At 67.3% G+C, this 24,238-nt stretch carries 23 protein-coding genes and 2 pseudogenes; 14 read left to right on the top strand and 11 right to left on the bottom strand.

Going from position 1 to position 24,238, the window contains the following annotated elements:
- Positions 1–32: 32 nt before the first annotated feature.
- Both ACIOMQ_RS19210 and ACIOMQ_RS19205 read right to left on the bottom strand, forming a co-directional pair.
- Positions 33–239 carry a DUF397 domain-containing protein gene (locus ACIOMQ_RS19210; RefSeq protein WP_362206064.1) on the bottom strand — a complete coding sequence of 69 codons (207 nt, stop codon included), beginning with the start codon at positions 237–239 and terminating at the stop codon, positions 33–35.
- Positions 236–1,093, bottom strand: coding sequence for a helix-turn-helix domain-containing protein (locus tag ACIOMQ_RS19205; protein ID WP_402189648.1), 858 nt, complete (start codon positions 1,091–1,093; stop codon positions 236–238). The genes ACIOMQ_RS19210 and ACIOMQ_RS19205 overlap by 4 nt, the downstream gene beginning before the upstream one ends.
- 150 nt (positions 1,094–1,243) lie before the next feature.
- Between ACIOMQ_RS19205 and ACIOMQ_RS19200 the strand changes: the two genes are divergently transcribed.
- The 4 genes from ACIOMQ_RS19200 (at position 1,244) to ACIOMQ_RS19185 (ending at position 6,356) form a co-directional block, all read left to right on the top strand.
- Complete coding sequence (locus ACIOMQ_RS19200) at positions 1,244–1,708, top strand: ATP-binding protein (RefSeq protein ID WP_401986897.1); 465 nt, start codon at positions 1,244–1,246, stop codon at positions 1,706–1,708.
- 744 nt (positions 1,709–2,452) lie between these two features.
- Positions 2,453–4,042, top strand: coding sequence for an ABC transporter substrate-binding protein (locus ACIOMQ_RS19195; protein ID WP_362206055.1), 1,590 nt, complete (start codon positions 2,453–2,455; stop codon positions 4,040–4,042).
- A 402-nt stretch (positions 4,043–4,444) separates the two neighbouring features.
- Positions 4,445–5,164, top strand: a complete 720-nt coding sequence (locus ACIOMQ_RS19190; RefSeq protein ID WP_362206052.1) for a DsbA family oxidoreductase — start codon at positions 4,445–4,447, stop codon at positions 5,162–5,164.
- 130 nt (positions 5,165–5,294) lie between these two features.
- Entirely contained in the window at positions 5,295–6,356 is a 1,062-nt protein-coding gene (locus ACIOMQ_RS19185) for an aminotransferase class V-fold PLP-dependent enzyme (RefSeq protein WP_401986898.1), read from the top strand.
- Between the two features lie 127 nt (positions 6,357–6,483).
- On the opposite strand, the gene ACIOMQ_RS19180 is transcribed toward ACIOMQ_RS19185, so the two are convergent.
- A complete protein-coding gene (locus ACIOMQ_RS19180) occupies positions 6,484–7,107 on the bottom strand; it encodes a MarR family winged helix-turn-helix transcriptional regulator (protein ID WP_401264452.1) in 624 nt (207 codons plus the stop codon).
- Between the two features lie 158 nt (positions 7,108–7,265).
- Between ACIOMQ_RS19180 and ACIOMQ_RS19175 the strand changes: the two genes are divergently transcribed.
- Positions 7,266–8,342 carry an alkene reductase gene (locus ACIOMQ_RS19175; RefSeq protein ID WP_362206043.1) on the top strand — a complete coding sequence of 359 codons (1,077 nt, stop codon included), beginning with the start codon at positions 7,266–7,268 and terminating at the stop codon, positions 8,340–8,342.
- Between the two features lie 480 nt (positions 8,343–8,822).
- Positions 8,823–11,456, top strand: a complete 2,634-nt coding sequence (locus ACIOMQ_RS19170) for a SpoIIE family protein phosphatase (protein ID WP_401264449.1) — start codon at positions 8,823–8,825, stop codon at positions 11,454–11,456.
- A 102-nt stretch (positions 11,457–11,558) separates the two neighbouring features.
- Here ACIOMQ_RS19170 and ACIOMQ_RS19165 read toward each other — a convergent pair.
- Positions 11,559–12,272, bottom strand: a pseudogene (locus tag ACIOMQ_RS19165) (VOC family protein); the annotation flags it as partial.
- A gap of 91 nt (positions 12,273–12,363) precedes the next feature.
- Between ACIOMQ_RS19165 and ACIOMQ_RS19160 the strand changes: the two are divergent.
- The 5 genes from ACIOMQ_RS19160 to ACIOMQ_RS19140 all read left to right on the top strand — a co-directional run bounded on the left by ACIOMQ_RS19160 (position 12,364) and on the right by ACIOMQ_RS19140 (position 16,237).
- Positions 12,364–14,127 carry a recombinase family protein gene (locus tag ACIOMQ_RS19160; protein WP_402189646.1) on the top strand — a complete coding sequence of 588 codons (1,764 nt, stop codon included), beginning with the start codon at positions 12,364–12,366 and terminating at the stop codon, positions 14,125–14,127.
- Between the two features lie 484 nt (positions 14,128–14,611).
- The gene (locus tag ACIOMQ_RS19155) at positions 14,612–14,920 is read left to right on the top strand and encodes a hypothetical protein (protein WP_402189643.1); all 309 of its coding nucleotides are present in this window, start codon (positions 14,612–14,614) and stop codon (positions 14,918–14,920) included.
- A 92-nt stretch (positions 14,921–15,012) separates the two neighbouring features.
- On the top strand, positions 15,013–15,249 hold the full coding sequence (locus ACIOMQ_RS19150) for a hypothetical protein (protein ID WP_402189641.1): 237 nt from the start codon (positions 15,013–15,015) through the stop codon (positions 15,247–15,249).
- 2 nt (positions 15,250–15,251) lie between these two features.
- Positions 15,252–15,749 (top strand): hypothetical protein, encoded by a 498-nt coding sequence (locus ACIOMQ_RS19145; RefSeq protein WP_402189639.1) that lies wholly within the window; start codon positions 15,252–15,254, stop codon positions 15,747–15,749.
- Positions 15,750–16,078: 329 nt separating this feature from the next.
- A complete protein-coding gene (locus tag ACIOMQ_RS19140; RefSeq protein WP_402189637.1) occupies positions 16,079–16,237 on the top strand; it encodes an HNH endonuclease in 159 nt (52 codons plus the stop codon).
- A gap of 122 nt (positions 16,238–16,359) precedes the next feature.
- On the opposite strand, the gene ACIOMQ_RS19135 is transcribed toward ACIOMQ_RS19140, so the two are convergent.
- The 3 genes from ACIOMQ_RS19135 to ACIOMQ_RS19125 all read right to left on the bottom strand — a co-directional run bounded on the left by ACIOMQ_RS19135 (position 16,360) and on the right by ACIOMQ_RS19125 (position 19,364).
- Positions 16,360–16,872, bottom strand: coding sequence for an RICIN domain-containing protein (locus ACIOMQ_RS19135; protein WP_402189634.1), 513 nt, complete (start codon positions 16,870–16,872; stop codon positions 16,360–16,362).
- 220 nt (positions 16,873–17,092) lie between these two features.
- On the bottom strand, positions 17,093–17,254 hold the full coding sequence (locus ACIOMQ_RS19130; protein ID WP_402189632.1) for a hypothetical protein: 162 nt from the start codon (positions 17,252–17,254) through the stop codon (positions 17,093–17,095).
- A gap of 763 nt (positions 17,255–18,017) precedes the next feature.
- Positions 18,018–19,364 carry a tetratricopeptide repeat protein gene (locus ACIOMQ_RS19125; RefSeq protein ID WP_402189629.1) on the bottom strand — a complete coding sequence of 449 codons (1,347 nt, stop codon included), beginning with the start codon at positions 19,362–19,364 and terminating at the stop codon, positions 18,018–18,020.
- A 1,151-nt stretch (positions 19,365–20,515) separates the two neighbouring features.
- Here ACIOMQ_RS19125 and ACIOMQ_RS19120 point away from each other — a divergent pair.
- Complete coding sequence (locus tag ACIOMQ_RS19120; RefSeq protein ID WP_402189626.1) at positions 20,516–20,797, top strand: hypothetical protein; 282 nt, start codon at positions 20,516–20,518, stop codon at positions 20,795–20,797.
- A 100-nt stretch (positions 20,798–20,897) separates the two neighbouring features.
- Here ACIOMQ_RS19120 and ACIOMQ_RS19115 read toward each other — a convergent pair whose 3' ends face one another.
- Positions 20,898–21,143: a GntR family transcriptional regulator gene (locus ACIOMQ_RS19115; RefSeq protein ID WP_402189623.1), complete on the bottom strand. Its 246-nt coding sequence runs from the start codon at positions 21,141–21,143 to the stop codon at positions 20,898–20,900.
- 478 nt (positions 21,144–21,621) lie between these two features.
- On the opposite strand from ACIOMQ_RS19115, the gene ACIOMQ_RS19110 reads away from it, so the two are divergent.
- Positions 21,622–21,825: a hypothetical protein gene (locus tag ACIOMQ_RS19110; protein ID WP_402189619.1), complete on the top strand. Its 204-nt coding sequence runs from the start codon at positions 21,622–21,624 to the stop codon at positions 21,823–21,825.
- 157 nt (positions 21,826–21,982) lie between these two features.
- Positions 21,983–22,303 (top strand): hypothetical protein, encoded by a 321-nt coding sequence (locus ACIOMQ_RS19105; RefSeq protein ID WP_402189616.1) that lies wholly within the window; start codon positions 21,983–21,985, stop codon positions 22,301–22,303.
- A 132-nt stretch (positions 22,304–22,435) separates the two neighbouring features.
- On the opposite strand, the pseudogene ACIOMQ_RS19100 reads toward ACIOMQ_RS19105, so the two are convergent.
- From ACIOMQ_RS19100 to ACIOMQ_RS19090, 3 genes and pseudogenes are all read right to left on the bottom strand, one after another.
- A pseudogene (locus ACIOMQ_RS19100) lies at positions 22,436–22,759 on the bottom strand (VOC family protein); the annotation flags it as partial.
- A gap of 125 nt (positions 22,760–22,884) precedes the next feature.
- On the bottom strand, positions 22,885–23,778 hold the full coding sequence (thpD, locus tag ACIOMQ_RS19095; RefSeq protein ID WP_362206028.1) for an ectoine hydroxylase: 894 nt from the start codon (positions 23,776–23,778) through the stop codon (positions 22,885–22,887).
- A 3-nt stretch (positions 23,779–23,781) separates the two neighbouring features.
- Positions 23,782–24,180 carry an ectoine synthase gene (locus tag ACIOMQ_RS19090; RefSeq protein WP_093539722.1) on the bottom strand — a complete coding sequence of 133 codons (399 nt, stop codon included), beginning with the start codon at positions 24,178–24,180 and terminating at the stop codon, positions 23,782–23,784.
- Between the last annotated feature and the right edge of the window lie 58 nt (positions 24,181–24,238).

Raw genomic sequence — 24,238 nt, 5'->3', positions numbered from 1 at the left:
CGCCATGCGGTCGGCGCCGGGCGACCGGTCGTTCAGGCCCCGGCCGCGTACTGGACGAAGCGCGTCCAGCCGGTGGGGCCGAGCGTCAGGTGGGGGAGGGACGCGTCTTTTGAGTCGCGGACGAGGATCGCCTGCTCGGTGATGGATACCTCGACGCACTCGCCGCCCTCGTTGGAGCTGTAGCTGCTCTTGATCCACGAGCTGTCTGCCGGGCTCTGAACGCGGACGTCGGGCTTCATTGGTCTTTCAGCAACCTTTCGATCAGAGCCGAGGACTTGCGTGGGGTGAGTGCCTGGGACCGGATGCATCCATATTGTGCAGCCAGGATACGGACCTCCTCCGGGTCGGTGATCAACCGGCTGATGTTCTGTACCTCAAGGTATCCGACCTGGGGTTTGCGCGTCGGCGTGAGGAGGATGAACGGGCCGCCCAGACCTGCGTGTTCAGAGTTGTCCAAGGGCATGACCTGGAGCTCTACGTTACGCAGTCCACCGAGCCTGATCAGCTCGTTGAGCTGTTCCTTGTGAACGTCCCATTCGCCGATCGGGCGTCGCAGAACGGCTTCCTCGATGACGCAGTTCACCATCGGAGCCGGTCGGTTCGTCAACACCGCCTGCCTTGCCAGGCGCGCCGCCACGCGTTGCTCGATCAGTTCGTCGTCCAGCAATGGCTTGCGCATGGCATACAGGGCGCGAGCATGTGCCTCGGTCTGGAACAGGCCGGGTACCGTGTGGTTGCTGTAGTAGGAAAGCTCGACGGCGTCCGCTTCCAACTTCGCATAGTCCTTGAACCACGCCGGATGCTTCACCCGGGCCCGTGCCTTCGCCCGCGCCACGTCCTCCTTCGTCGCCCGCAGCAGTCCGCCCGCCTCCAGCAGGTCGTCCGCCGCGTCCAGGAAGTCCGGCTGCGGTGTCCTGCGTCCGCGTTCCAGCGAACGGACCAAGTCCTCGCTGTAGCCGAGCCGGTCGCCCAGCTCCCGCTGGGTGAGGCCGGCGCGCTCCCGCAGCAGCCGGGCCTGGCGGCCGATCACCCGGAACAGGTCGGCGGCCTCCTCCGAGTCGTCGTCGCCACCGATCGCACCGTCCAGCTCCATTGCTGCCCGCTTTCGTTCCATGGGCCGACCGCGCGCGCCGTCACGTCACGGCGGACAACCGGTACCGGTCGCCGTACGTATCGGTACGCGCACGCTACGTACCGCTGTCGTTGCTGGTCAGCGTACGGTCACTTGGCCACGCTGAGTGGCGTGACGAGTGAATCCGTAGAGATCGAAACTCCCCAACAGTCGCTTTCCGCACACCAGTTCACACAGCTGTTCAGCGCGACCCGCCGTGGAGCCCGCCTCGCCCGGCTGCTTGCCGTGGAGCAGCTGGTGGCATGGGGCTGGCCGCGCGGCGCCGAGCGCACCGACGCCGCCGCGCTCGTCGTCGCCGAACTGGCGGCGAACGCGGTGACGCACGGGCGGCTGGAGGGGCGGGGCTTCCGGCTCGGGCTGGTCCCCCTTCCGACCGCACGGCTGCGGATCGAGGTCACGGACCCGCGCGGGGAACGCCTCCTGCCCGCCGTGTTGAGAGAGGCCGTCGAGGGAGGCCGGGGGCTGATCATCGTCGATGCTCTCGCGGCGGACTGGGGTGTGCGTCCGTACCCGCCGTCCGGCAAGACGGTCTGGGCAGAGGTCTCCGCGACACCCACGGGCGCCGGGAAGATCTGAGGACGCCGATGATCTGAGGACACCGGGGTGCGCGCGGCCCGTTGCAGGGCGGTGCGTGCCCCGGCGACTTCGCCGGTGTTCGTCGATCAACTCCCGTACGTGTCCTATGTCCGTGTCAGGGCGTACGCTTCGTACACGTCCGGTTTTCGCCAGTGCCGACGGACATCCACGGCCCGCCGATGGGCGTCAGGAGCACGGCTGTTCCGTTGATGATCCGACGATTTTCGGCCTCGGCGACGTGGTGATGGAACGTGGCGGCGGACCGGGGCCGTCGGGCAGGCCGTGGTTTCCAGGAAGGTGACCCGCGAGGCCGCCGCGCGGCCCGTGTACTGCCCATCCGGGGCCGCTCGCCGATCAGTTCCGGCGGAGTGGCGACCGGGTCGGTCGGCTCGGCCACCATGATCTGATACCAGGCATACCAGGCCAACAGTACCGGCATTCAGCGAGATTTTTTTGGCGCACGATGTGCCATCGCGCGACACCGTGTACTACTAGATTGTTGGCCGCACCACGAGACCGACCATGACCTGCCCCTTTTCGTTCACCGGCTGGAAAATTGGCAGCCAGTCCGTACGCATGGAATTCACTGGTGAACGCCGAGTCCGGGCAGGCTGTTCGGTCCCGCACCACCGCGTCCGGCCGGGCTGGCAGTGCTGGACGGTCGCGGCGTTCGCAGTACTTCCTGAACCGATCCGGTTGTCGCGGGACACCCATGAGGCCGGCCGAGAGTATGAGGCACGTTCTGTGAAGGTTCGTACGAGGCGGTCGAGTGCCCTGTTCGCAGGGGGATTGGCAATGGTGCTGCTGGCGGGTTGCGGCTCCGAGGACGAGATCTGGCCGTTCGAGTCCAAGGACAGAATGGTCGTCGGGATGTCCGACGGCATTCTGGCGACGGATCCGGCCGCGGGGTACGACCCGGGGTCCTGGCTGCTGTTCAACAACGTCTTCCAGTCCCTGCTGAGCTTCCCGCCCGGAAGTTCCATCCCGGTGCCGGAGGCCGCCGAGGAGTGCAGTTTCTCGGACGGCGGCAAGACCTACACCTGCACCCTGCGTGGCGGGTTGAAGTTCAGCAATGGCAACAGCCTCACATCGGCGGACGTCAAGTACTCCTTCGACCGGGCTATCAAGATCAACGATCCGGCGGGCCCGGCACCGCTGCTCGCCACCATCTCGTCGATCAAGACTCCGGACGACAAGACCGTCGTCTTCCACCTCAAGGTGCCGGACGCGATATTTCCCAGCAAGATCGCATCGGGCGCCGGTTCCATCGTGGACCGTCACGTCTACCCCGAGGACAGCCTGCTGGAGGGCGGCAAGACGGTCGGCTCCGGCCCCTACAAGCTGGACTCCATCGACAAGTCGAAGGCCGACTTCTCGGTCTACTCCGGCTACCGCGGAAACGCCGAGGTGAAGAACTCCGGCGTGACGCTGCAGCTCTTCCACGGCGACCAGCAGGCCCTCAGGACGTCCCTGGAGAAGGGCAAGGTCGACATCGCCTACCGTGGCCTCACCGCCAAGGCGATAGCCGCCCTGGACGCCTCGCCCACGGCCCAGAAGGACGGCATCGAGGTGGTCCAGGGGAACAGCGCCGAAGTCCAGCACATGGTCTTCAACGTTGCCGACCCCGTGGTCGGCAAGCTCGCCGTGCGCAAGGCCATCGCCTATCTCGTAGACCGCAACTCCCTGGTCAGCCACGTCTACCAGTCCACGGCGGCACCCCTCTACTCGATCGTCCCGGTCGGTATCACCGGCCACGGCACCTCCTTCTTCGACACGTACGGCGACAGCCCGCAGCCGCAACGGGCGAAGGCCGCCCTGCGGGACTCCGGCATCACCGACAAGGTGAAGCTCACCCTCTGGTCCACCCCGAGCCGCTACGGACCCGCCACCGACGACGAACTCCAGACCATCGCCGATCAGTTGAACAAGAGTGGACTCTTCGACGCCAGGATGAAGTCCGTCCCGTTCGACCAGTACGAGAAGGACATCGCCGACGGCAAGTACGGCGTCTACGTCAAGGGCTGGGTGCCGGACTATCCGGACCCCGACAACTTCACCCAGCCGTTCTTCGGCAAGGGCAACGTCCTGTCGAACAACTTCGAGAACAAAGAGATAATCAACCGGATCATCCCGAAGACCTCGTCCATGACCGACCGCGCGGACACCCGGCAGGACTTCATGAAGCTGCAGGACATCGTGGCGAGTCAGCTGCCGCTCCTGCCTCTCTGGCAGGGCAAGCAGTACGCGGTCGCCCACGAGAACGTCCGGGGCCTGCAGAACTGCCTGGACACATCGACCGTCTTCCGGTTCTGGGAACTCAGCACCGCGGAATAGCCGAGCCCGGCGCCGGCCGGCCAGGGACCGGCGCCTCCCCGGCCCGGACACCGTAGACGCCGCGCACCACCCCGCTGCCTTCCGGGCGCGGAGCCTCCTTCGCCTGCACCCGCGCGTGGGCGGTGCGGCACCTCGGCGAACCGCCGCCCCCCACCGACCCCGCCCGCAACGCGGGTGTCTCCGTACAGATGCTCTCGCGGCGCTTCCACGCCGAGACCGGGCTCAGCCCCGTCGAGACCGTCATGGCGCGAACCGGGGCCGCCAGGGCCCAGGGTCCGAACCGGGGCCGCCAGGGTCCCCACCGGGGAATGAGAGAGTCCGCTCGCGCGTTGTGTACGGGAGCGGAGGGTGGCTCCGCGTCGCCTGAGCCGTACATACGGGAACACGGAGAGAAGAAGAGACATGCGCGTCGAGATCTGGAGCGACATCGCCTGCCCCTGGTGCTACATAGGGAAGGCCCGCTTCGAGAAGGGCCTGGCGGGATTCGCCCACCGCGACGAGGTCGAGGTCGTGCACCGGTCCTTCGAGCTCGACCCCGCGTACCCCAAGGGGGACACCGCGCAGGTGATCGACATGCTGGCGCAGAAGTACGGGCGCACCCGTGAAGAGGCGCAGGCCATGGAGGCGAACGTCGCGGCCAACGCGCAGTCCGAAGGGCTCGGCTACCTCGCCGAGGGCCGTGACCACGGCAACACCTTCGACATCCACCGGCTGCTCCACCTGGCCAAGGCCCGCGGCCGCCAGGACGAGCTGCTGAGCCTCGCCTACCGGGCGAACTTCGCCGAGGAGCGCTCCGTCTTCGACGGTGACGTGCTGGTCGAGCTGGCCGTCGAGGCCGGGCTCGACGCCGAAGAGGCGCGCGCCGTCGTCGCCGACCCGGAGGCGTACGCCGACGAGGTGCGGGCCGACGAGCGGGAGGCGTCCGAGCTGGGGGCCAACGCCGTGCCGTTCTTCGTGCTCGACCGGCGGTACGGGATCTCCGGCGGCCAGCCCGCCGAGGTGTTCGCCCAGGCACTCGAACAGGCGTGGAAGGACCGGCCGCTCACCGCGATCGGCGGGGACGCCGCGGCGTGCGACGCCGACGGTGCCTGCGAGGTCCCGCAGAACGGAAGCAACGCCTGAGCCGGCCGGACGGACGCCGCGCCCCCGCGGGGCGACCGTGAAGGCCGAGCCCGCGGCACCGCCGGGCTGTCCCCCTTGACTCTGCGCATGGTTGATTGACCTCGGGTCAAGGGCACCGCAGGCTGGACGCATGGAGACCACTTCGCTCAGCCGTTCGGTGGACGACGAGTTCGCGCCCGAGACCACCTACCTCAACACCTCCACCTGCGGGCTGCTGCCCCGCCGCTCCGTGGAGGCGGTGAAGTCGCTCGTCGAGGCGCTGGCCGCGGGCCGCAGGGCCGGTTCCGGTGACTTCGAAGCGGTGGAAGCGGCCCGGACCGGCTTCGCCCGTCTCGTCGGGATCGACGCCGACCGGGTCGCCACCGGCAGTTCGGTCTCCGTGCACGTCGGACTGATCGCGGCCTCGCTGCCGCCCGGGGCCGAAGTCGTGGCGCCCGAGGGGGAGTTCAGCTCCGTCGTGAGCCCGTTCGCGGTCCGTGGCGATCTCAAGGTGCGCTATGTCCCGCTGGACGGACTGGCCGACGCGGTGCGGCCCGGCACCACGCTCGTCGCCTTCTCGGCCGTGCAGTCCGCCGACGGCCGGGTCGCCGATCTCGACGCGGTACGCGCGGCGGCGTCCGCTCATGGGGCCCGGACGCTGCTCGACGCCTCCCAGGCGGCCGGCTGGCTTCCGCTGGACGCCGGGGCGTACGACTACACCGTCACCGGCGGCTTCAAATTCCTGCTCTGTCCCCGGGGTACGTCGTTCCTCACCGTCACCGAGGAGGCGCAGCGCACCCTTCCGCCCGTCTTCGCGGCGTGGATCGCCTCCGACGACCCCAGCAGCAGTACGTACGGCCCGGTCGAGCGGCTCTCCCCGACCGCCCGCCGCTACGACGAACCGCCCGCCTTCCTCCCGTACCACGGCGCCGAGCACTCCCTCGCGCTGCTGGGCGAGGTCGGTATCGACGCCGTCCACGCCCACGCCACCGGGCTCGCGGCCCGGATGAGGGCGGGGCTGGCCGGGCTGGGGCACGAGGCGGTGCCGGGGGAGTCGGCGATCGTCGCCGTCCCCGGACTCGGCGAGCGGGAGCCGGAGTTGGCGCGGGCCGGGGTGGTGGTCGGGAACCGGGCGGGAAGCCTGCGCGCGACCTTCCACCTGTACAACACGGAGGCCGACGTGGACCGGGTCCTGGACGTGCTCTCCGGCTGAACCCGCGCGGATGCCGGGGGAGAAGGAAGAAGGCCGGGGAAGAAGGCCGGGGAGAAGGAAATGGCTGGGAAGGAAGGCCGGGGGAGGAGGAAGAAAGCCGGGGAAAAGGCCGGGGAAGGTAGAGGGATCAGCGGCGCTCGGGGCAGTCCTCGGTCTCCCGGCTGAGGTTCTCCTCGACCTTGGCGAGCAGCCGGGCCAGCTCCTGACGTTCGGCCGCGTCCAGTCCGGCGAGGGTGTGCTCCTCCAGATTCGTCCAGGCACGCTCGACGTCCGAGTGCAGGGCGCAGCTGTCGTCGGTGGCCTCGACCAGGACGGCCCGGCGGTCGTCGGGGTCGGGGCAGCGGCGGACGTGCCCGGTCTGTTCGAGGCGCTGGAGCATCTTGGTGACGGTGGAGGGATCGAGGTCCATGGCCTTGATCAGCTCGGACTGGCGCACCGCCCCCGTGTCCCAGAGGCACATCATCAGGAACTCCTGGCCGGGGTAGAGCCCGAGCCCCTTGAGCAGCTTGCCCGCCGCGATCCGGTGCAGCCGGGCGATCCGCGAGACGGCGTGGCTGACGGGGCCGCCGCGTGCGGCGCTCGGCAGTCGGGTACAGGCGGGGTCGGCGGTGGGATCGGCCGATCCGGCGACGCCGGTCGATTCGGCGGGACCGGCGGGACTGGCGGGACCGGATGAACCGGACGGGCCGGACGGACCGGCGGGGTCGGCGGGTCCGGCCGGTTCGGTGGAATCGGCTCGTTCGGCCTTCATCGGGTCTCCGTAACGTGTTGATCGGCAGCGCCCCGGCCGGCTGCTCCGACGCCGGCTCCGGCCGCCTTCCGTGAACTTTACCTTGGTCGGCCAAGTAATGGGCTACAGTGAGCGAGTCGCAGATACTTGGTCGACCACATAATTCTCTGGGGGCTTCCATGACCACCGCATTCGACCCGATCGACCTGTCCGGTACCCAGCTCGCCAACCGCATCGCGATGGCTCCGATGACCCGCAGCCGGGCCGGTGAGGGCGGCACCGCCACCGATCTCGTCGTCGAGTACTACGCCCAGCGTGCCTCGGCGGGCCTCATCATCACGGAGGGCATCCAGCCCTCGGTGGTGGGCCAGGGCTACCCCGGCACCCCGGGACTGCACAGCGCGGAGCAGGTCGCGTCCTGGCGCAGGGTCACGGACGCCGTGCACGCGGCGGGCGGCCGGATCTTCGCCCAGCTCATGCACGCGGGCCGGATCGGCCACCCGGTCCTGCTGCCGGACGGGCTCACCCCGGTCAGTGCCTCCCCGGTCAAGCCCGCCGGCCGGCTGTACACCGGCGCGGGACTGGAGGACTTCACCACACCGCGCGAGCTGACCGGCGACGAGGTCCGGCAGACCGTGGCCGACTTCGCGGCGGCCGCCCGCAACGCGGTCGACGCCGGCTTCGACGGGGTCGAGCTGCACGGTGCCAACGGCTACCTCATCCACCAGTTCCTCGCGCCCAACACCAACCTCCGCACGGACGAGTGGGGCGGCTCCGACGAGGGCCGTATCCGGTTCGCCGTCGAGGTGGTCAAGGCCGTCGCCGCCGAGATCGGCGCGGAGCGGACGGGGCTGCGCATTTCTCCGGGAAACGCGTACAACGACATCGCCGAGCCCGCGCCGGAAGCCGTCTACACCGCGCTGGTGCGGGAGATCGAGCCGATCGGCCTCGCCTACCTGCACGTCCTGGAGGCGGTGGAGATCCGCGAACTGACCCTCGCCCTGCGCAAGCAGTTCTCCGGCACCTTCGTCGTCAACGTGCTGACGGACGGGCCGACCGGGCCGGCCGACCACTCGGTGATCGATGACGGGATCGCCGACATCATCTCCTACGGCGCGCTGTTCATCGCCAACCCGGACCTGCCCGCCCGGCTGAAGGCCGGCGGCCCGTTCAACACCCCGGACCCGTCGACCTTCTTCGGCGGGGACGCGAAGGGGTACGTCGACTACCCGGCACTGGACACCGTTTCGTCCTGAAGATCCTGAGGGTCCTGAAGGCCCTGAGGGTCCTGAAGATCCTGAGGGCCGTGAGGGCCGTGAGGGCCGTGAAGACGGTAAGGGCCGTGAGGGCCGTGAAGACGGTAAGGGCCGTGAGGGCCGTGAAGACGGTAAGGACCGCCGGGGTGCGCGACCGGCGGCCGGGCACGACGGCGCTTGCACCGAACGGCGGCACACCGGTTCGGCGGGGAGGACCGACACGGCCGGGCCCTCCCCGCCGGTCCGGGCCGTCCGCACCCGTGCCGCCGTGGCGCCGATCCGGTCCCGCAACCGCCGGATCGGCGTCGGCGCGGTCGCGTGCTCCCGTCCCGAGTGGGCCCCGACCGCACGCACATGCGACCCCACGGTGTTACAAAGGGCACTGTGGTCAATCGTTTCGGCCGATTCCGGAGCGCACAGATTCGGTCACTCGCGGGTAAGTATCCCCGGAGTCTCGCAGGCCAGGTCTTCGCCCTGCAGGTGGCTGTGGTCGCGCTCCTCGTGGCCGCTGCGGTGCTGGCGCTCGTAGTGCAGTCCCGGCGCGACAGCAGCGCGGACGCGAAGGACCGCTCCGTCGCCGTCGCGCAGACCTTCGCGCACTCACCGGGCCTCCTGGCCGCGCTGAAGGCACCTGACCCCTCCAAGGTGCTCCAGCCGCTGACCGAGGCGGGGCGGAAGGCGGCCGGTGTCGACTTCATCGTGGTGACGGACACGAAAGGGGTCCGCTACACGCATCCCCGGCCGGAACTGATCGGGAAGAGGCTCGTCGGCACCATCGCGCCGGCGCTGGCGGGCCGCGTGTACACCGAGAGCGTCAAGGGCCCGCTCGGCGAAGAGGTGCAGGCGATAGTCCCCGTCCATGATCACGCGCACAAGGTCGTGGCCCTGGTGGCCGCAGGCATGAAGGTCAAGCACGTGGCCGGCGTGGTGGCACGGCAGATCCCGATCATCCTCGGCGCGGGAGTGGCCGCGCTCGCCGTGGCCACGGGCGGGACGGCGCTGGTGGCCAGGCGGCTGCAGCGGCAGACCCATCGTCTGGGCCCTGCCGAGATGACCCGTATGTACGAGCATCACGACGCCGTGCTGCACGCGGTGCGCGAAGGCGTGCTCATCGTCGGCGAGGACGGCCGGCTGCTGCTGGCCAACGACGAGGCCCGGCGGCTGCTGGATCTGCCGCTCGACGCCGAGGGGCGCCGCATCCCGGACTTGTCCGGCCTTGATCCCGGCATGGTGGAACTGCTGGCCTCGGGACGCCCGGCCACGGACGAAGTGCACCTCGCGGGGAGCCGGCTGCTCGCGGTGAACCAGCGGCCCACGGACAGCCAGGGTGGCCCCCAGGGGACGGTCACGACCCTGCGTGACTCCACCGAGCTGCGGGCGCTGTCCGGCAGGGCGGAGAGCGCCCGCGAGCGGCTGCGCCTGCTGTACGACGCCGGTCTCGGCATCGGGACCACCCTCGACGTGATGGGCACGGCCGAGGAACTGGCCAAGGTCGCGGTCCCCCGGCTCGCCGACTTCGTCACCGTCGATCTGGCCGACCCGGTCCTCCACGGGGACGAGCCGACCAGTGCGGACACGGACATGCGGCGCGCCGCCGTACACGGCATCCGGGACGACCACCCCTTCTACGAAGCCGGTCAGCTGATCGACTTTCTCCCCTCCACGCCGCAGGCACGGGCCTTCGCCACCGGTAAGCCGGTGCTGGTGCCCGACCTGTCCACCGCATCCGGATGGCTCGCCCAGGACCCGGAGCGGACCCGGATGATCATCGATTGCGGCATCCACTCGCTCATCACCGTGCCCCTCCAGGCACGGGGCGTCATCCTGGGCATGGCCAACTTCTGGCGCTCCGAGAAGCCCCAGCCGTTCGAGGAGGACGACCAGTCCCTGGCCGAAGAACTGGTCGCCCGGGCGGCCGTCAGCATCGACAACGCCCGCCGCTACACCCGTGAGCACGCCGTGGCCGCGACCCTGCAGCGCAGCCTGCTCCCGCGTGCGCTGCCCGAACAGAGCGCGCTGGAGGTGGCCCATCGCTACCTGCCCGCACTCTCCGGGGTGAGCGGCGACTGGTTCGACGTGATCCCGCTCCCGGGCAGCCGGGTGGCGCTGGTTGTCGGGGATGTCGTCGGACACGGCCTGCACGCGGCCGCGACGATGGGACGGCTGCGCACGGCCGTGCACAACTTCTCCACGCTCGACCTGCCGCCCGACGAGATCCTCCGCCACCTCGACGACCTGGTCGGGCGCATCGACCAGGAGGAAGCGGAGTCCACCGCCGACGCGGGGATCATAGGAGCCACCTGCCTGTACGTGATCTACGACCCCGTCTCCCGCCACTGCGCCATGGCGCGGGCCGGGCATCCGCTGCCCGCACTGGTCCGGCCCGACGGCAGTGTGTCGTTCCCCGACCTGCCGGCCGGCCCGCCCCTGGGCCTGGGCGGTATGCCGTTCGAGACGGCGGAACTGGAGGTGTCGGAGGGCACGCAGTTCGTCCTCTACACCGATGGGCTCATCGAGGACCGCACCCGGGACATCGACGTGGGGATCGAGTTGCTGCGGCAGGCCCTGGCGTGCCACCCCGACCGGTCGCCGGAGGAGAGCTGCCAGGCGGTGCTCGACGCGCTCCTGCCCAGTCGGCCGAAGGACGACGTGGCGCTGCTCATCGCCCGGACACAGGCGATCCCGCCCGACCGGGTCGCCGACTGGGACGTACCGTTCGATCCCGCCGCCGTGGCGGGGATGCGCGCCGCCGTGGTCGAGAAGGTCGACGACTGGGGTCTGTCCGAGCTTGCGTTCGCCATGGAACTGCTGCTCAGCGAGTTGATCACCAATGCCCTCCGCTACGGCTCCGCGCCGGTCACCGTACGTCTCCTGTACGACCGCACCCTGACCTGCGAGGTGGCCGACAGCAGCAGCACCTCGCCCCATCTGCGCGATGCCGCCGCGATGGACGAAGGGGGCCGCGGCCTGTTCCTCGTCGCACGACTGGCCGAGCGCTGGGGCACCCGCTACACCCCCCAGGGAAAGGTCATCTGGGCGGAGATGACGCTGCCCCGGCCCGACGGGAGCGAGGAAGGCGCGATGTGGGCGGACTTCCTCGACGCGGAGCTCTGACCGCCGGATCGGCAGGCCCCCGAGAAGAGCACTTCCCCGGCCGTCCCGGCACGGTGGCCGGGACAGCAGCGCCTTGGGACAGCGGTCCGGGCGGGCCTCCCGTTACCCCTGACCGGCCTCGTCCAGCGGCGCACTGTGCCACTTCCACGACGTGACCCGCGGCCGGCCGGGCAGCTCGACGCGGCCGGTGGCCCAGAGCAGGACGGTCCACCGGTCGGCGTCCTTCGGGGCGTCCGGGAACAGCCTGGCCAGCACCCGGTCGCAGAGTCCGGCGGGCGGCGTCCAGGGGACGTCCAGGCTCGCGGCGAGGTCGTGCGTGTGCACCAGGGTCTCCACGATGCCCATGGCGGCGAAGCCCTCCGGGTCGGACACCCCGTAGGAGTGGTACGAGCGGACCTCGGGCGAGGTGGTCCGCACCATCGCCGCGAGCAGCGCGCCGTTCGCCTCCAGCGTGTGGAGGAGCCCCGCCGGACCGGCCGCCGGGTCCGCGGACAGGGCGTTCGCCGGACCGCCCTCGCGGTCGGCGCCGAAGCGGTACGGGACGTACGCGTCCAGCGGCGGCCGCCGCGGGCCCAGTTGGACCGCGTAGGAGAAGAGATCGTCGCTCAGGTGCTCCGCGGTCTCCCAGCAGTTCCACTCCAGCGCACCGGCCGGGACCTGCCAGTCGTCCGCCGGGGACTCACGGAGCGCGTCGACCGCGAGGCGGACCGCGGTGGTCACGTCGTCCGCGGTGACCGGGAGCCGGGTCCCGGTCAGTGCGGCCCGTTCGGCCGCGCTGCACTCGACACAGAACTCGTTGCCCTCCGGGTCTCCCAACACTCAGAACTAGACGTTCTGGAGTGTCGTCATGGTGGCATCGGCCCTGGTCAAGCCCGGTAGCGGGAATTCGCTGGTCCCTACAGGGTCCATGCAAGAGACCACACGCAGAAACCCCCTCGCGGGCACGGTCTACGAAACGCGGACCCTCCGGGGTGTGCGGTGCGTGCGCCTGTCCGTCCTGACCGACGAGACCACCAGCCCCGAACGGCAGCGCGAGGCCGACGACAAGGTTGCGGCAGAGCTCAACATCGACTTTGGGTCCGGTGACGCGGTACGCGAGGCCGTAGACCTGGACGTGTCGGCAAGCAAGATTGCCCCGTTCGACCGTCCCGCCCTCGGGCAGTGGCTCGCCCGCCCCGAGCTGTACGACGTACTTGTCTGGTGGCGCTTTGACCGTGCCATCCGGTCCATGAGTGACATGCACGACCTTGCCAAGTGGGCGAAGCAGCACCGGAAGATGTTGGTCTTTGCCGAGGGCATCGGCGGGGGCAAGCTCGTCTTTGATTTCCGCGACCCCATGGACCCCATGGCGGAATTCCAAATGATGATGCTTGCCTTTGCCGCTCAGGTGGAAGCGCAGAGCATCAAGGACCGCGTTACCGGCGCTATGGCAGCCATCCGGAAAATGCCGCTTCGGTGGCGCGGCGGTGGCCGTCCGCCTTACGGCTACATGCCCGCCCCCATGCCCAAGGAACATGGCGGTATCGGCTGGACGCTCGTACCGGACCCCGACGCGGTGACGATCATTGAACGGATCGTCCGAGAGCTGTTGGAGGGGGCGACCGTTTCGGCGGTGGCTGCCGGTCTCAACGTGGACGGTAAGGCGAGCCCGCGTGATCACTGGGCAGTGAAGATGGAGCGCAAGAAGGGCGGGAAGACCGGCGGGGCCAAGGGATCGCACGTCGTGCGCGACGTGTTCAAGTGGACCCCCGCTGTCATTTCCCGGATGCTCCGCAATCCGACGTTGCTCGGTTGGAAGATGCACAAGGGCCGCCCCGTGCGCGACGCCGAGGGCGACCCGATCATGAGCACGGAAACGCCGGTCATGACGCGCGAGGAGTTCGACCGCATCGGCGCGTTGCTCGACTCCCGCAGCATCGACAACGGAGAGCGTAAGGACACGGACGCGTTGCTGTTGCGCGTGATCCACTGCGATTCGTGCGGGGGGCGCATGTACCTGTCTAAGCCGACCAAGAACGGTGCGAGCGTGAACCCGTTCTACAAGTGCAACAGCCACGCTCGGGGCGACCTGTGCGAACTGCCCGCGAACATCCGGGCATCGTGGGTGGACGAGTACGTTGAAGCCGAGTTCCTGCGGGTGGTCGGTCCGGTCCAGGCGACACGCGTTGTCGAGATTCCCGGGTATGACCCCGAGCCCGAACTACTCTCCACGCTTGCGGAGTTCGTAGAGCACCAGGAACAGCATGGACGCCAGAAGTCCAAGCACGCTGCGGCCGAGTGGCAGCGACGGGCGGACGCGCTCGACAACCGCATAGCCATGCTGGAAGCAGCCGAAAAGGTCGAACCACAACGCATCGTCACCCCGACCGGCCGGACGTTCGCGGACGAGTGGGCCGAGAAGGACACGGCGGGACGAAGGGCCATGCTCGTTGAAGCGGGTGTTCGGCTCGACGTGCGACGCGGTGTCCGTGGAGGGTGGCGCAAGCTCGACACTCGGCGCGTGGACTTCACCATGTCCGGTGAGCTGGACCCCGCAGCGGAAGCCCTCGCGGACGTCGTGTCGGCGCTGGATTCGGATGTACGCGGAGACGGGCCGACCCGGGGCGCGAGCGTGCGCCTGGTCGAGACCGTCACGCATGACGAGCCCGCGCGCCCCCCGGTGGTCGCGTAAGCCCCTTACGGCTCCGCGTTAGCCCCCGGTGCCCTCGCGGACCGCCGGGGCTTTCTGCTGCCCGCACACGGGCGCGTGGGCCCCTCGCCGGCTCACCCTCGGATGGGGTCGCTCAACGGCGGGAGGCGAAAAGGTGTTGAGGTGTCGAACTTCGACAGTGTTTGAGGTAGCTAGAGAAAACCTAGAGAGAAAGGAGATCGGGGGTCATCTCGTCATCTCAGCACCAGCGCTGTCCGTCCGCCGAGGGGCGTACAGCAGGCCGAATCATCCGCGTTGAAATGTTGCCTGCATCACACTTGCTGGTCAATTAGTCAGACTTGACGTGTTAGTCCGGTATGGCGGGACACCACTGGTCCCTACTACTCGCGGACCAGGAAGCGGCACACGCTCGCGGACCGCCGACGCCGGGAGCGCGGGAACCCGCCGCTCTCCCGCCACAACCGAGAGAGCCTGTACGGCGCTCTCCCTGCCCCAGTGAGGAACGATGGACACCACACGACACGTAGAGGTCTGCGCGCTGCTGCGACGCGCTGAGAGCGCCGCACAGGACGCCGTGAACGGCGACCAGGCCGCCGCACGCACAACGCTTGCTCTCGTCGCCGACGCACGGCAGCGCGCCGAGGACACAGGTTCCGGCATCTGCGCACACCCGGACTGCTCGAACGAGCTGCACTACGTCGGGCGGGGCCGCCGTCCGCTGTACTGCTCGGCGGAATGCCGCACGGACATCTACCAGGCAACGCAGATGGCCGCGCGTGCGCTGATCAGGCCCCCGAGGAAGACCACCGCGTAACGCGCCCCTCGCTCACAACTTCACTCGCGAACCCCTGACGTGGCATACGCAGGGGCTTTTTGATGCCCGCACACAGAAAAAAGGAAGCGACTATGAACGAATATCTCAACCGCGCCGAATTCCTGGACGGAAAGCGAGACAAGGGCCAGAACCGGGCCGACGTATTCAAGTGGGACGAGCGCATGGAAAACCTCGCCGCACTGCGCGACTCGCGCCCCGAAGTATTCGAGACGATGGGAACTTTCGTACGGATGAGCCTTGGCTACTACGAGAACGACAAGAAGATTGCAGCCGAGCACGGCCGCGACGTGACGAAGGACGGTAACTGATTATGACGACCGACATTCAGAAGGCAGCCGAGCGAGTCGCAAAGCTGCGGGCACAGGCAGAGAAGGCATCCGCCCCCCTTGTGGACGCCGAAGCACAGTTGCGGGCAGCCCAGGAAGCGGAATCGGCACGGCGTGCGGAACGCGCCGCAGAGTACAACCGTGAGGTTGTCGAGACGTGGCGCGAACGCGCCGACGATGTCAACAACTCCGGTGACACCGCGCGGGAAACCTTCCTCGCTGCCCTTTCCGCAGAGCCCTGGTTCGCGGCATACGTCGAATACCGGGCAGCCCGCCACAAGCGCGGGCACGTACTGACTGAGGCACAGCGCGCGCAGACCGCATTGGGTGAGGTGCAGACCGTTCCCGAACAGCGCTGGTATGACGCGATGCTGTTGGAAGACATGGTGTCGCACGCAGACCGAAAGGCTGCCGAACTCGGTGCCGAGTTCGACCAGGAACTGACCGACAAGCGCGACACCTATATTTCGGGGACGGACTGATCATGGCGACTGACGCTCTCGACCCCGGACCGAATGGGGATTATCCGTACTTCCCGCGCGACGCTGACGGACACCCCGTGTGGTCCGATACGCCGACCGGAAACGATGACGGCGGGACCTGGATGCCGCACGGGATTCAGCCGATGCGCGGCGCGGGGGAACGTGGCCGGCCCACGCTGGTGGATCTCACACCCCGCCATCCAGACGGAACCCCCATTGATCCGCCGGTACGTCCGCCGGACCCGCCCACGGCCGGATAGCTGGTCATCCGTGCGGGGCTTGCCCTCCCTATAGGTTCGGCAAGTCCCGCGCCTTGGTGTGACTGGTGCTTGGGCGACTTCCCCGCGAACGGGGTGGACGTGGACCACGTGCGGCCCCTCGCCCTCGGTGGCGAGGACATAGACGGCAACGTTCAAGTGCTGTGCCACGGCTGCCATGGGCTGAAGACGCGTACCGAGTTCGGGGGTTCCGTGCGTACGGGCCCTTGACGCACCGCCGCCCCGGCACAGTGGTGGTGCACTGTGCCGGGGCGGGCTGCGGCACGAGGGAGGAAGCCAAATCGCTTCTGCGAGGCCGTATGAAGCGGGCAAGCTGCCGCTGCGGGCTTGCCTTATTGCTTAATCCAAAGCTGATGGTCGTCGCCGGAACACGACTCATTTTTGATGGTCCAGCCGAAGACGATACTACGGTCCGAGGTGAGGCACTTCCCGGAAGCAACGGATCGAATTTTGAGAAACTCGTAATTCAGCTTCACCTTTTCAATAGTGAACTTAGCGGCATCTCGATCGTTGCAGTCAACAAAGCCGAAGCCGCTAGTGATGCACTTCCTGTTTGCGTCCCAGTAGATGCGCACTTTCCCCTGTCCTGCATCCTGGAATTGCCACTGCTGAAAACGGCCACTGTTACACGGGTACAGAAAGTAGTCAGCATTGCCGTCAAGGCATTCGTTGGCCGACTTGTTTTTGAGACGGAAGGTCTCTTCCGGTGCCACATTGGTTGCGGCATGGGTGGTCGTAGTGCGCACTGCTGTCGTTGCGGCATCGGCCACATTGAGGGGGTCGGCCAGTGGGACAGTCGCGGCGATACCTACCGCTGCGATAGCGAGTGCCGATTTACGGAACATGCATCCTCCCGGGTGTAAGGTCTTAGAATTTCTAGTCGAAACTTATCTCGTCTGAAATCTGCGGGCGATGATGACTATGGATTCGCCACTCGAATAGCCCATGGAGAAACGATCCCCCTCACTCATTAGAGGTACCCCCGGGTGTCCCGAGCCTGGACATGGCTCCGCCCCGGCGCAGTGTCGGAAGGCTGTACCGGAGCGGGGGCCGCACGTCTATGCCTTAGCTGTCGTCCGAGTCTTCGAACGACGCCTGGACGTTCTGCTCTGCATCCTCCGCGCGCTGACGCAAGTTCTGGCCTCGCTCCTGAGCCTCGTCCTGCCCGCCCTGCAACGTATCCCTGGCCTGCTGAGCCTTGGCCCGCATTTCGTCCTTGATGCCCATGGGGTAACTCCGATCGGCTAAACGATTTCGGTCCCGGTCAGATTGGCATGGGCGCGTGTGTACCGCGCACTCAGCGCCCCTAATGAGTTAATCCAGTACCCCCAACGAGGTAATCCCCCATGCCCCGCAGACCCTGCCCCCCGTGCTCTGTCCCCGGGTGCCCCGAGCTGACCCCCCGTGGTGGTCGCTGTCCGAAGCACACCAGGGAAGCGAACGCGAACCGAGCGTCGCGTGGCGGTGCCGTTTACTCGACGTGGTGGCAGCGCATCCGGCGCGCGTATCTGTACGCGAACCCGTGGTGCGTGCTCTGCGGGCAGTCGGCGAACGTTGCCGACCATTTCCCGTTGTCGCGGCGCGAGTTGATCGCACGGGGCGAGGCGAACCCTGACGCTGCGAAGCATCTGCGTCCGTTGTGCATCGGATGTCACAACCGAGAGACCGCGCGCAATCAGCCGGGCGGATTCGCTGCGGAAGCACGGTCACGGCGCGAGGCGAACGAACGTCCGCCGTTCTGACCAGGGGGGTACTCCCCTCTCCTCCCGATCCTGAGCGGCAGGGAGCACAAAAACTCGGATGGCTAGTTGCAGCGTTTGTGCGGAGACTCGGCGTTCCCGTTACGTGTGTGAATAGCGGTACAGCCTGTTGATTCGGCCCTGTAGGGATCGACGATAAACCCGGCCTCCCACCCCTTGCCCGGTATCTTTCGCCTACTGCGAGAGGTACCGGGCCTTTCGTCGTTCTGCGCTCTGCCGAATGCCGGAATTCAACGGGGCATTAGTTGCGGAGGGGTCACTAGCCGTGCCCGCTCGAAGAGGTCTCGGGCCGCATGGTTTTTGAGGTATGGCCTAATCCGGCTGTGCATAGTCTTGACGCGCTCGTCTGCGCGACCGGATTGCAGGCTCGGGTAATCGTCCAGCGCGAGAGTCCATGTCTGGCAGGCTGCCTCAAGGTGTCCGAGGTCGAGTTGCCTTTCGGCTAGTGTGCAACGATGTCGGACACGCGCACGGCGATAGACGCTCTGGCGGATTTGATCCGACTGCTGCATTGCCGAAATCGATCCCGCCACATCCCCCAATTCAAATTTCACTTGGCTCGTGTGGTATAGCAGTGATGACGGGTCGTAAGAGCCAAAGGCTTTGGACTGTGATTCGGCCTTTTCCATGGCGTCTTCGGCTTCTTTCAAATAGGAATGCGCGGAAACCCGGTCCCCGGTTTGAGCCGCCGCATGGGCCTGTTGGCCGGCCAGGAATGCCCGCATTCGCGGGCCCGCCTTCGGTGAGGCGGCGGCAGCGGCGTCCGCAAGTCGCACTGCTTCTGCCCCGTGCCCCAAATCGACTGCCTGAACACTCATCCCCCGAAGTGTTGTGCAGAAAGTCAAGTGATCTTCGGAGGCTCCAGCGAGTTCCAATGCCTTGAGGTAGTAGCGCTGGGCCAATCCGTGTAGACCCTCATCTACCGCCATGTAGCCAGTGAGGTAACAGAGGTCCGAAACGGCGCCCATCATTGCTTTGCGTACGCTGCCCGGCGCCTCTGCGCGCAGGTATGGGGTCGCAGTGTTCACTAGGAATGCGGCAGCCATAGGGCGAGCTGTTCGCCCGCCGAACTGGTCGTCTAGATCGGAAATTCGCTCAGTCATTGCGGCGACGGTCTGAACGTCTGTCATTCCTATGCGCTGAACATGGCCCTTTTGAACAGCTTCCATTCGACCCACCACATCGGGCCAGTTGGGAACAGTCAGTGCGACAGCGAATAGGCCAACCCCGAGAATGCTTCGGCGTGATGGGTCCATATCTTTCTTCCCCAGGTCGAGCAGCCCTTCAACCGTACTGGGGTGGTTGGCTTCCTGGTCTCCGAGAACCTGCGGAAAGCCTGCCTCACTGTGCGTGATGGGCCGAAGCAATCTCCGGGCGAGCGCTTCCAGAATCAAAGGCCGGACGGACTCCTTCGGCAGATGACCACTCAACCACTGGTGAACAGAAGGCTGTTGGTACTTCAGGGGGGTTCCGCGTTCGGTCCCGATCCGGTTGACCTCTTGGGCGAACTGTCGCAAGGTCCACCCGCTTTCGCGGTACAGCCGCTCAAGTCCGGTGTTCGGCTGTCGTGTCGTCACTGGCCCCAACTCCTGTGCTGCGACTGCTTAACGCTCTTAACTCTTGCTCTCTTCCACACGGTACCGCCGAGTGTGACCGGCCGGTTGCCTAGAGCGAGTAGGGATCGCTGGAGCGGAAGGCACGCCATGCACCAGGAAGCACAGCAGGTCAGTACCACGGCGGGGAGAGAACTGGTTCCCCGCCGGATCGCGTTGCCTTTGGCCGACCAGGCCACCCGGAGCCGTGAGCGCTGGGAGAACACCCCGGACGAGTCGTGGTTCTCCAAGTGGACGCCCTTACCCCCAGGCGTGCACCGAGGGCCGTACGTGAGACCCACCCGTGGCGTTCTCACCGCCGTGCAAGCCGCGTTGCAGAGGCGGCTGGACCGGTGAACGCACAGGCGAGAGACTTGGCTGTTCCGATGACAGGGCTTGAGACCGTGCCCGTTGAAGGGTGCCGTATCTGTGCCGCTGCGAGTAACGCTCGTGAGGCTGCGCGGGGCCGGGGTGACGCGTGGAGTGTCCGCAGGTTCGGGGAAATGATCGCGGAGCATCCGCACCGCCGCAGTACGGACGGGAAGCCGGTACGGCCGTGGTGACCCCCGGCGACGACTACCCGAACGGGGGCAATCCTCCGATCCGCTCGGTCTTCAACTGGCCCCGTTGTACGTGCTGTTCGCCCCTGTGTCCGGACGTGACGGAAGGGGCCAAGGCGGCCGGCGAACGGGTCGATGACCGGTCCCAGAGTCAGACGATCCGGCGCCTGCGACCCATGGTCGAGTCCGAGAACAAGCGCAGTCGTTGGGGGTTGGGGTGACCGCCGCAAGGGCGAGGCCGCCCCGTTCCGCAGGTGTGGCGAACATACCGAGAGAGTCCCGACAGCGCATCGCGCAGCTTCCCGTACCGGGGCGCCTGTTCGGGTCTCCAAAGCAAATCAAGGCCGGGCAGATCGTTTTCGACAGGGTTAAGAACATGCCGTGCACGGTGGTCTCTGTGCGTGGCGGGGTAGTGCGGGTGGTACGTCCTGCTGGTGAGCCGTGGGACGTCCACTACCGGCGGTTGCTGCCCGGTACGGCCTACCACTGCCGACAGCTCGATGCCCTGGCCGAACTCCACGCCACCCGGCAGCGCGGCAGACAACAACCGGCATCCCCTGAGAGGCAGGCTCCGCCGTGGACTACTTCCCCGTAGACACCTCCCACTTCGACAACCCCGACCACGACGAAGCCAAAGAGGTGGCGGCAGCGTTCGTGAACGCCTTACGGCGGGTCCGGGTCGATTTCCCCAGCATCGACATCGACCAGCCGTGCGATACCTGCCAACAGGACAAGCACCGCATCGCGCTGGGCTGGATCACCCTGGAAGAGGCCCGCCGGATGGCCGCCACGGTCAACGCCGCATTGGATGAGCTGGAGCGGTACCGCAAGGCCGGGCGTAGCCCGCGCCTCCCCTGAACGCACGTCCCTGCCGGACGTAGCCGCATCCGAGGTCTCCCCACCCAACGCGGAATCCCGGCAGGGACGTGCCCCATCCCGACTGTTCCCAGAGCGGGGCCTACTCGCTGTCCTGGCCGCCCTCGGTGGACCGGACGAAAGTTCCCATGTTCGGGACAGTGGTGATCGTCCCGGACTCGCGCAGGGCTTTCGTTGCTTTGCGCATCGTGTCCCTGTTCACGCCGAACTCGGACGCCAACCGGACCTCCGAGAGTTGATGGGCTGCCGGATATTCCCCGCTCGCAATGCGACGGGTGATCTCTTCGGCGATCTGCTGCCACTTCGGGCGCATGGGGTCGAATTCCACCAACCAAACGGTACCTGTCATCCAATCGGGGTGAACTTGCATCCCTAGCCACCCAACGGGGTGGACAGGGGTGGACTGGTTGTTTAACGTCGGGCATGAAAACGCCCCGGAAGACCGCTGGAATCGGTCCGCCGGGGCTCCATCGAACAGCCTTACAGGAGCTGAACGACATGCGCGATCTTATCGCCCGCACCCTCGCATGGATGCTCTCCATCCTCATTCCTCGCCGGCCCGGACGTCACTCCGTCGCATACCTCTCCGCACCGACCGAACCCGCCCCCGCATCACCTTGGTCCCGTCCGTGGACCGCCCCATCATCCGAGGAAGTCCGGGCGATCTTCGGGGACGAGCGCACGCGAGAGCTTCCCGAGCTACAGCGAGAGCGGGTCTACGCTGCCGCATTCGCGCGGCTCGGCGTGGACTACGACTTTCCGACCATGCCGCTCGGGAGTCTCGTGCAGCGTGAGCGGACAGCTGCATGACCGCCGACGAGCTGTTCCCGGTTGTGCTCGTGGGTCACGTCGCGTTCTGCATCGAGTGTCAGACCGTCACGCGAGCCCCGATTCCCGTCCGCTACATCGAGAGCAGCAGCGGCCCCGGAACGACCCTCTACGCCTGCCCCGACCACGCGGTGAAGCTCGGTGCGGGCCCGACCCCCGACGACGCACTACGCGCCCCCTAGCGCCCCACGCTGACAACAGGACGCCCCGTTCGGCCAAGTGCCGGGCGGGGCTTCTGCGTGCTCCGTCCGGGTGATCAACGCTGTATCGCTGCATCAAACGCAGGGAACGCGGAAAGTCACGGAGCGTAGCGATCAACGGACACAGATAGGGGTACGCATGAAGATCGTCGGTAGGGCACTGGTGGCCGCTGGTGCCGCGATGGTGCTCGTTGCCGGGTTCCCGCTCAGCGCACAGGCAGCGAGCGGGACTTTCATCTACCACACACAGCCGGGGGACATCCCGCGTTTCTTGAACAGCCCCGAGGATGGGCGGTGCTACACGGTGGGGACTTCTGCTGACGGGGAGGTGCAGAACAACACCACCGCTCAGGCTCAGCTGTTCGTCGGCGGGCGCTGTAGGGGTGATGCTGTCTGGACGCTTCCCCCTGGCGAATCGGCTTCGGAAATTGAGTTCGCCTCGGTCATGTTCGAGCGCTGAATTCAGCCTGACCCCGCAGCGCACGCCTCGACTGACTAGACAGTAGGCAGCCCCGTTCGGCCAAGTGCCGGGCGGGGCTCTGTCGTTGGGGTTGACGTGCGGGTATCCTCAGAACTGGTAGTCACAGGTGTTGGGATCGGCGAGTGTCGCCCAGCCCCGTCCGTTCGGCTTGCGGTGGTCGGCCACGAGGGTGGCGCCCAGGCCGAGCAGGCGCTCGACCTCCTCGTCCCGGGTGCGGTCCTGCGGCTGGAGGTCCAGGTGCAGACGGTTCTTGGTGCTCTTCGGCTCGGGCACCGAGATGAACAGCAGCGCGGCACCGGGGGCCGCGACGAGTGCCTCGGGGTCTCCGGGGGCGTCGTCGTCGGAGAGCGGCGCTTCGAGCACCCCGGACCAGAAGCCGGCGAGTTCGTAGGCGTCGGCGCAGTCGATCGTGATGTGACGTACGAGTGAAGTCATGGGCACCACTGTTGCCGCAGGTGGCCGTCCCGGTCCACCGACTTCGGGCCGGGGGACGGGGCAGGGGACAGGATGGGGGGAACGGCATCCGTCCCGCCACCCCGTCCCCCGGGCCCGCCGGTAGGTCACCTCACCGGTGTGAAGTCCCGCGCCCCGATGAACTCCGGACGCCGGGCCGGTGCCGCGAACGGCTCCTCGGCGGTGTTCTCCACGCTGTTGAAGACGATGAAGACGTTGCTGCGCGGGTACGGGGTGATGTTGTCCCCCGAGCCGTGCATGCAGTTGCAGTCGAACCAGGTCGCCGAACCCGCCCGGCCCGTGAAGAGCTTGATGCCGTGCCGGTCGGCCAGCTTCGTCAGCGCCTCGTCGGACGGCGTGCCGGCGTCCTGCATCTTCAGGGACTTCTTGTAGTTGTCCTTCGGCGTCTCGCCCGCGCAGCCGAGGAACGACTTGTGCGAACCGGGCATGATCATCAGCCCGCCGTTGGTGTCGTGGTTCTCGGTCAGCGCGATCGACACGGACACCGCCCGCATGTTCGGCAGCCCGTCCTCGGCGTGCCAGGTCTCGAAGTCCGAGTGCCAGTAGAACCCCGAAGCGCCGAAGCCCGGCTTGACGTTGATCCTGGACTGGTGGACGTACACGTCCGACCCCAGGATCTGGCGGGCCCGGCCCACCACGCGCTCGTCGGCGACCAGCCGGGCGAAGACCTCGCTGATCCGGTGGACCTCGAAGACCGACCGCACCTTCTGCGACGTCGGCTCGATGATCGAGCGCTCGTCGGCCCGCACCGCCGGATCGGCGATCAGCCGGTCCAGTTCGGCGTGGTAGACGGCGACTTCGTCCGGTGCGATCAGCTGGTCGACGGTGAGGAAGCCGTCGCGCTCGAAGCCCTGGAGATCCTTCACGGCGACCGGTCCCGGCGCACCGGGTGCCGACCAGATGACCGGGTCCTGGCGGGGAGTGATCAACTCGGCCGCGCCGCGGGTGGGGTACAGATCGGTGCGTACATCGGTGGCCATGGCTCAGCCCTCCTCGGTCAGCAGTGGATAGACACCGTTCTCGTCGTGCTCCTCCCGTCCGGTGACCGGAGGGTTGAAGACGCAGACGCAGCGGAAGTCGGTCTTCGGCCGCATGGTGTGGTGCTCGTGGCCGTTCAGCAGGTACATCGTGCCGGGGGTGATCCAGTGCTTCTCGCCGGTCTCGTCGTTGGTGAGCTCGGCCTCGCCCTCGACGCACAGGACGGCCTCGATGTGGTTCGCGTACCACATCGACGTCTCGGTACCCGCGTACATGGTGGTCTCGTGGAGCGAGAAACCCACCTTCTCCTGGGCGAGCACGATGCGCTTGCTCTCCCAGGTTCCGGAAGCGGCCTTCACATGCCGGTCGGTGTTCTCGATGTCACTGAACGAACGGACGATCACGGTGGGTCGGTGCCTTTCTCTCTGCGGTGGTGTTTCGGTACGTGTCCGACCGGGACGG

This window comes from Streptomyces sp. NPDC087845 (genome assembly GCF_044742755.1).
In the GTDB taxonomy this organism is placed as follows: Bacteria; Actinomycetota; Actinomycetes; order Streptomycetales; family Streptomycetaceae; genus Streptomyces.
Note: the sequence above shows the minus strand (reverse complement) of the source record. Positions and strands in the feature narration are given on the sequence as shown.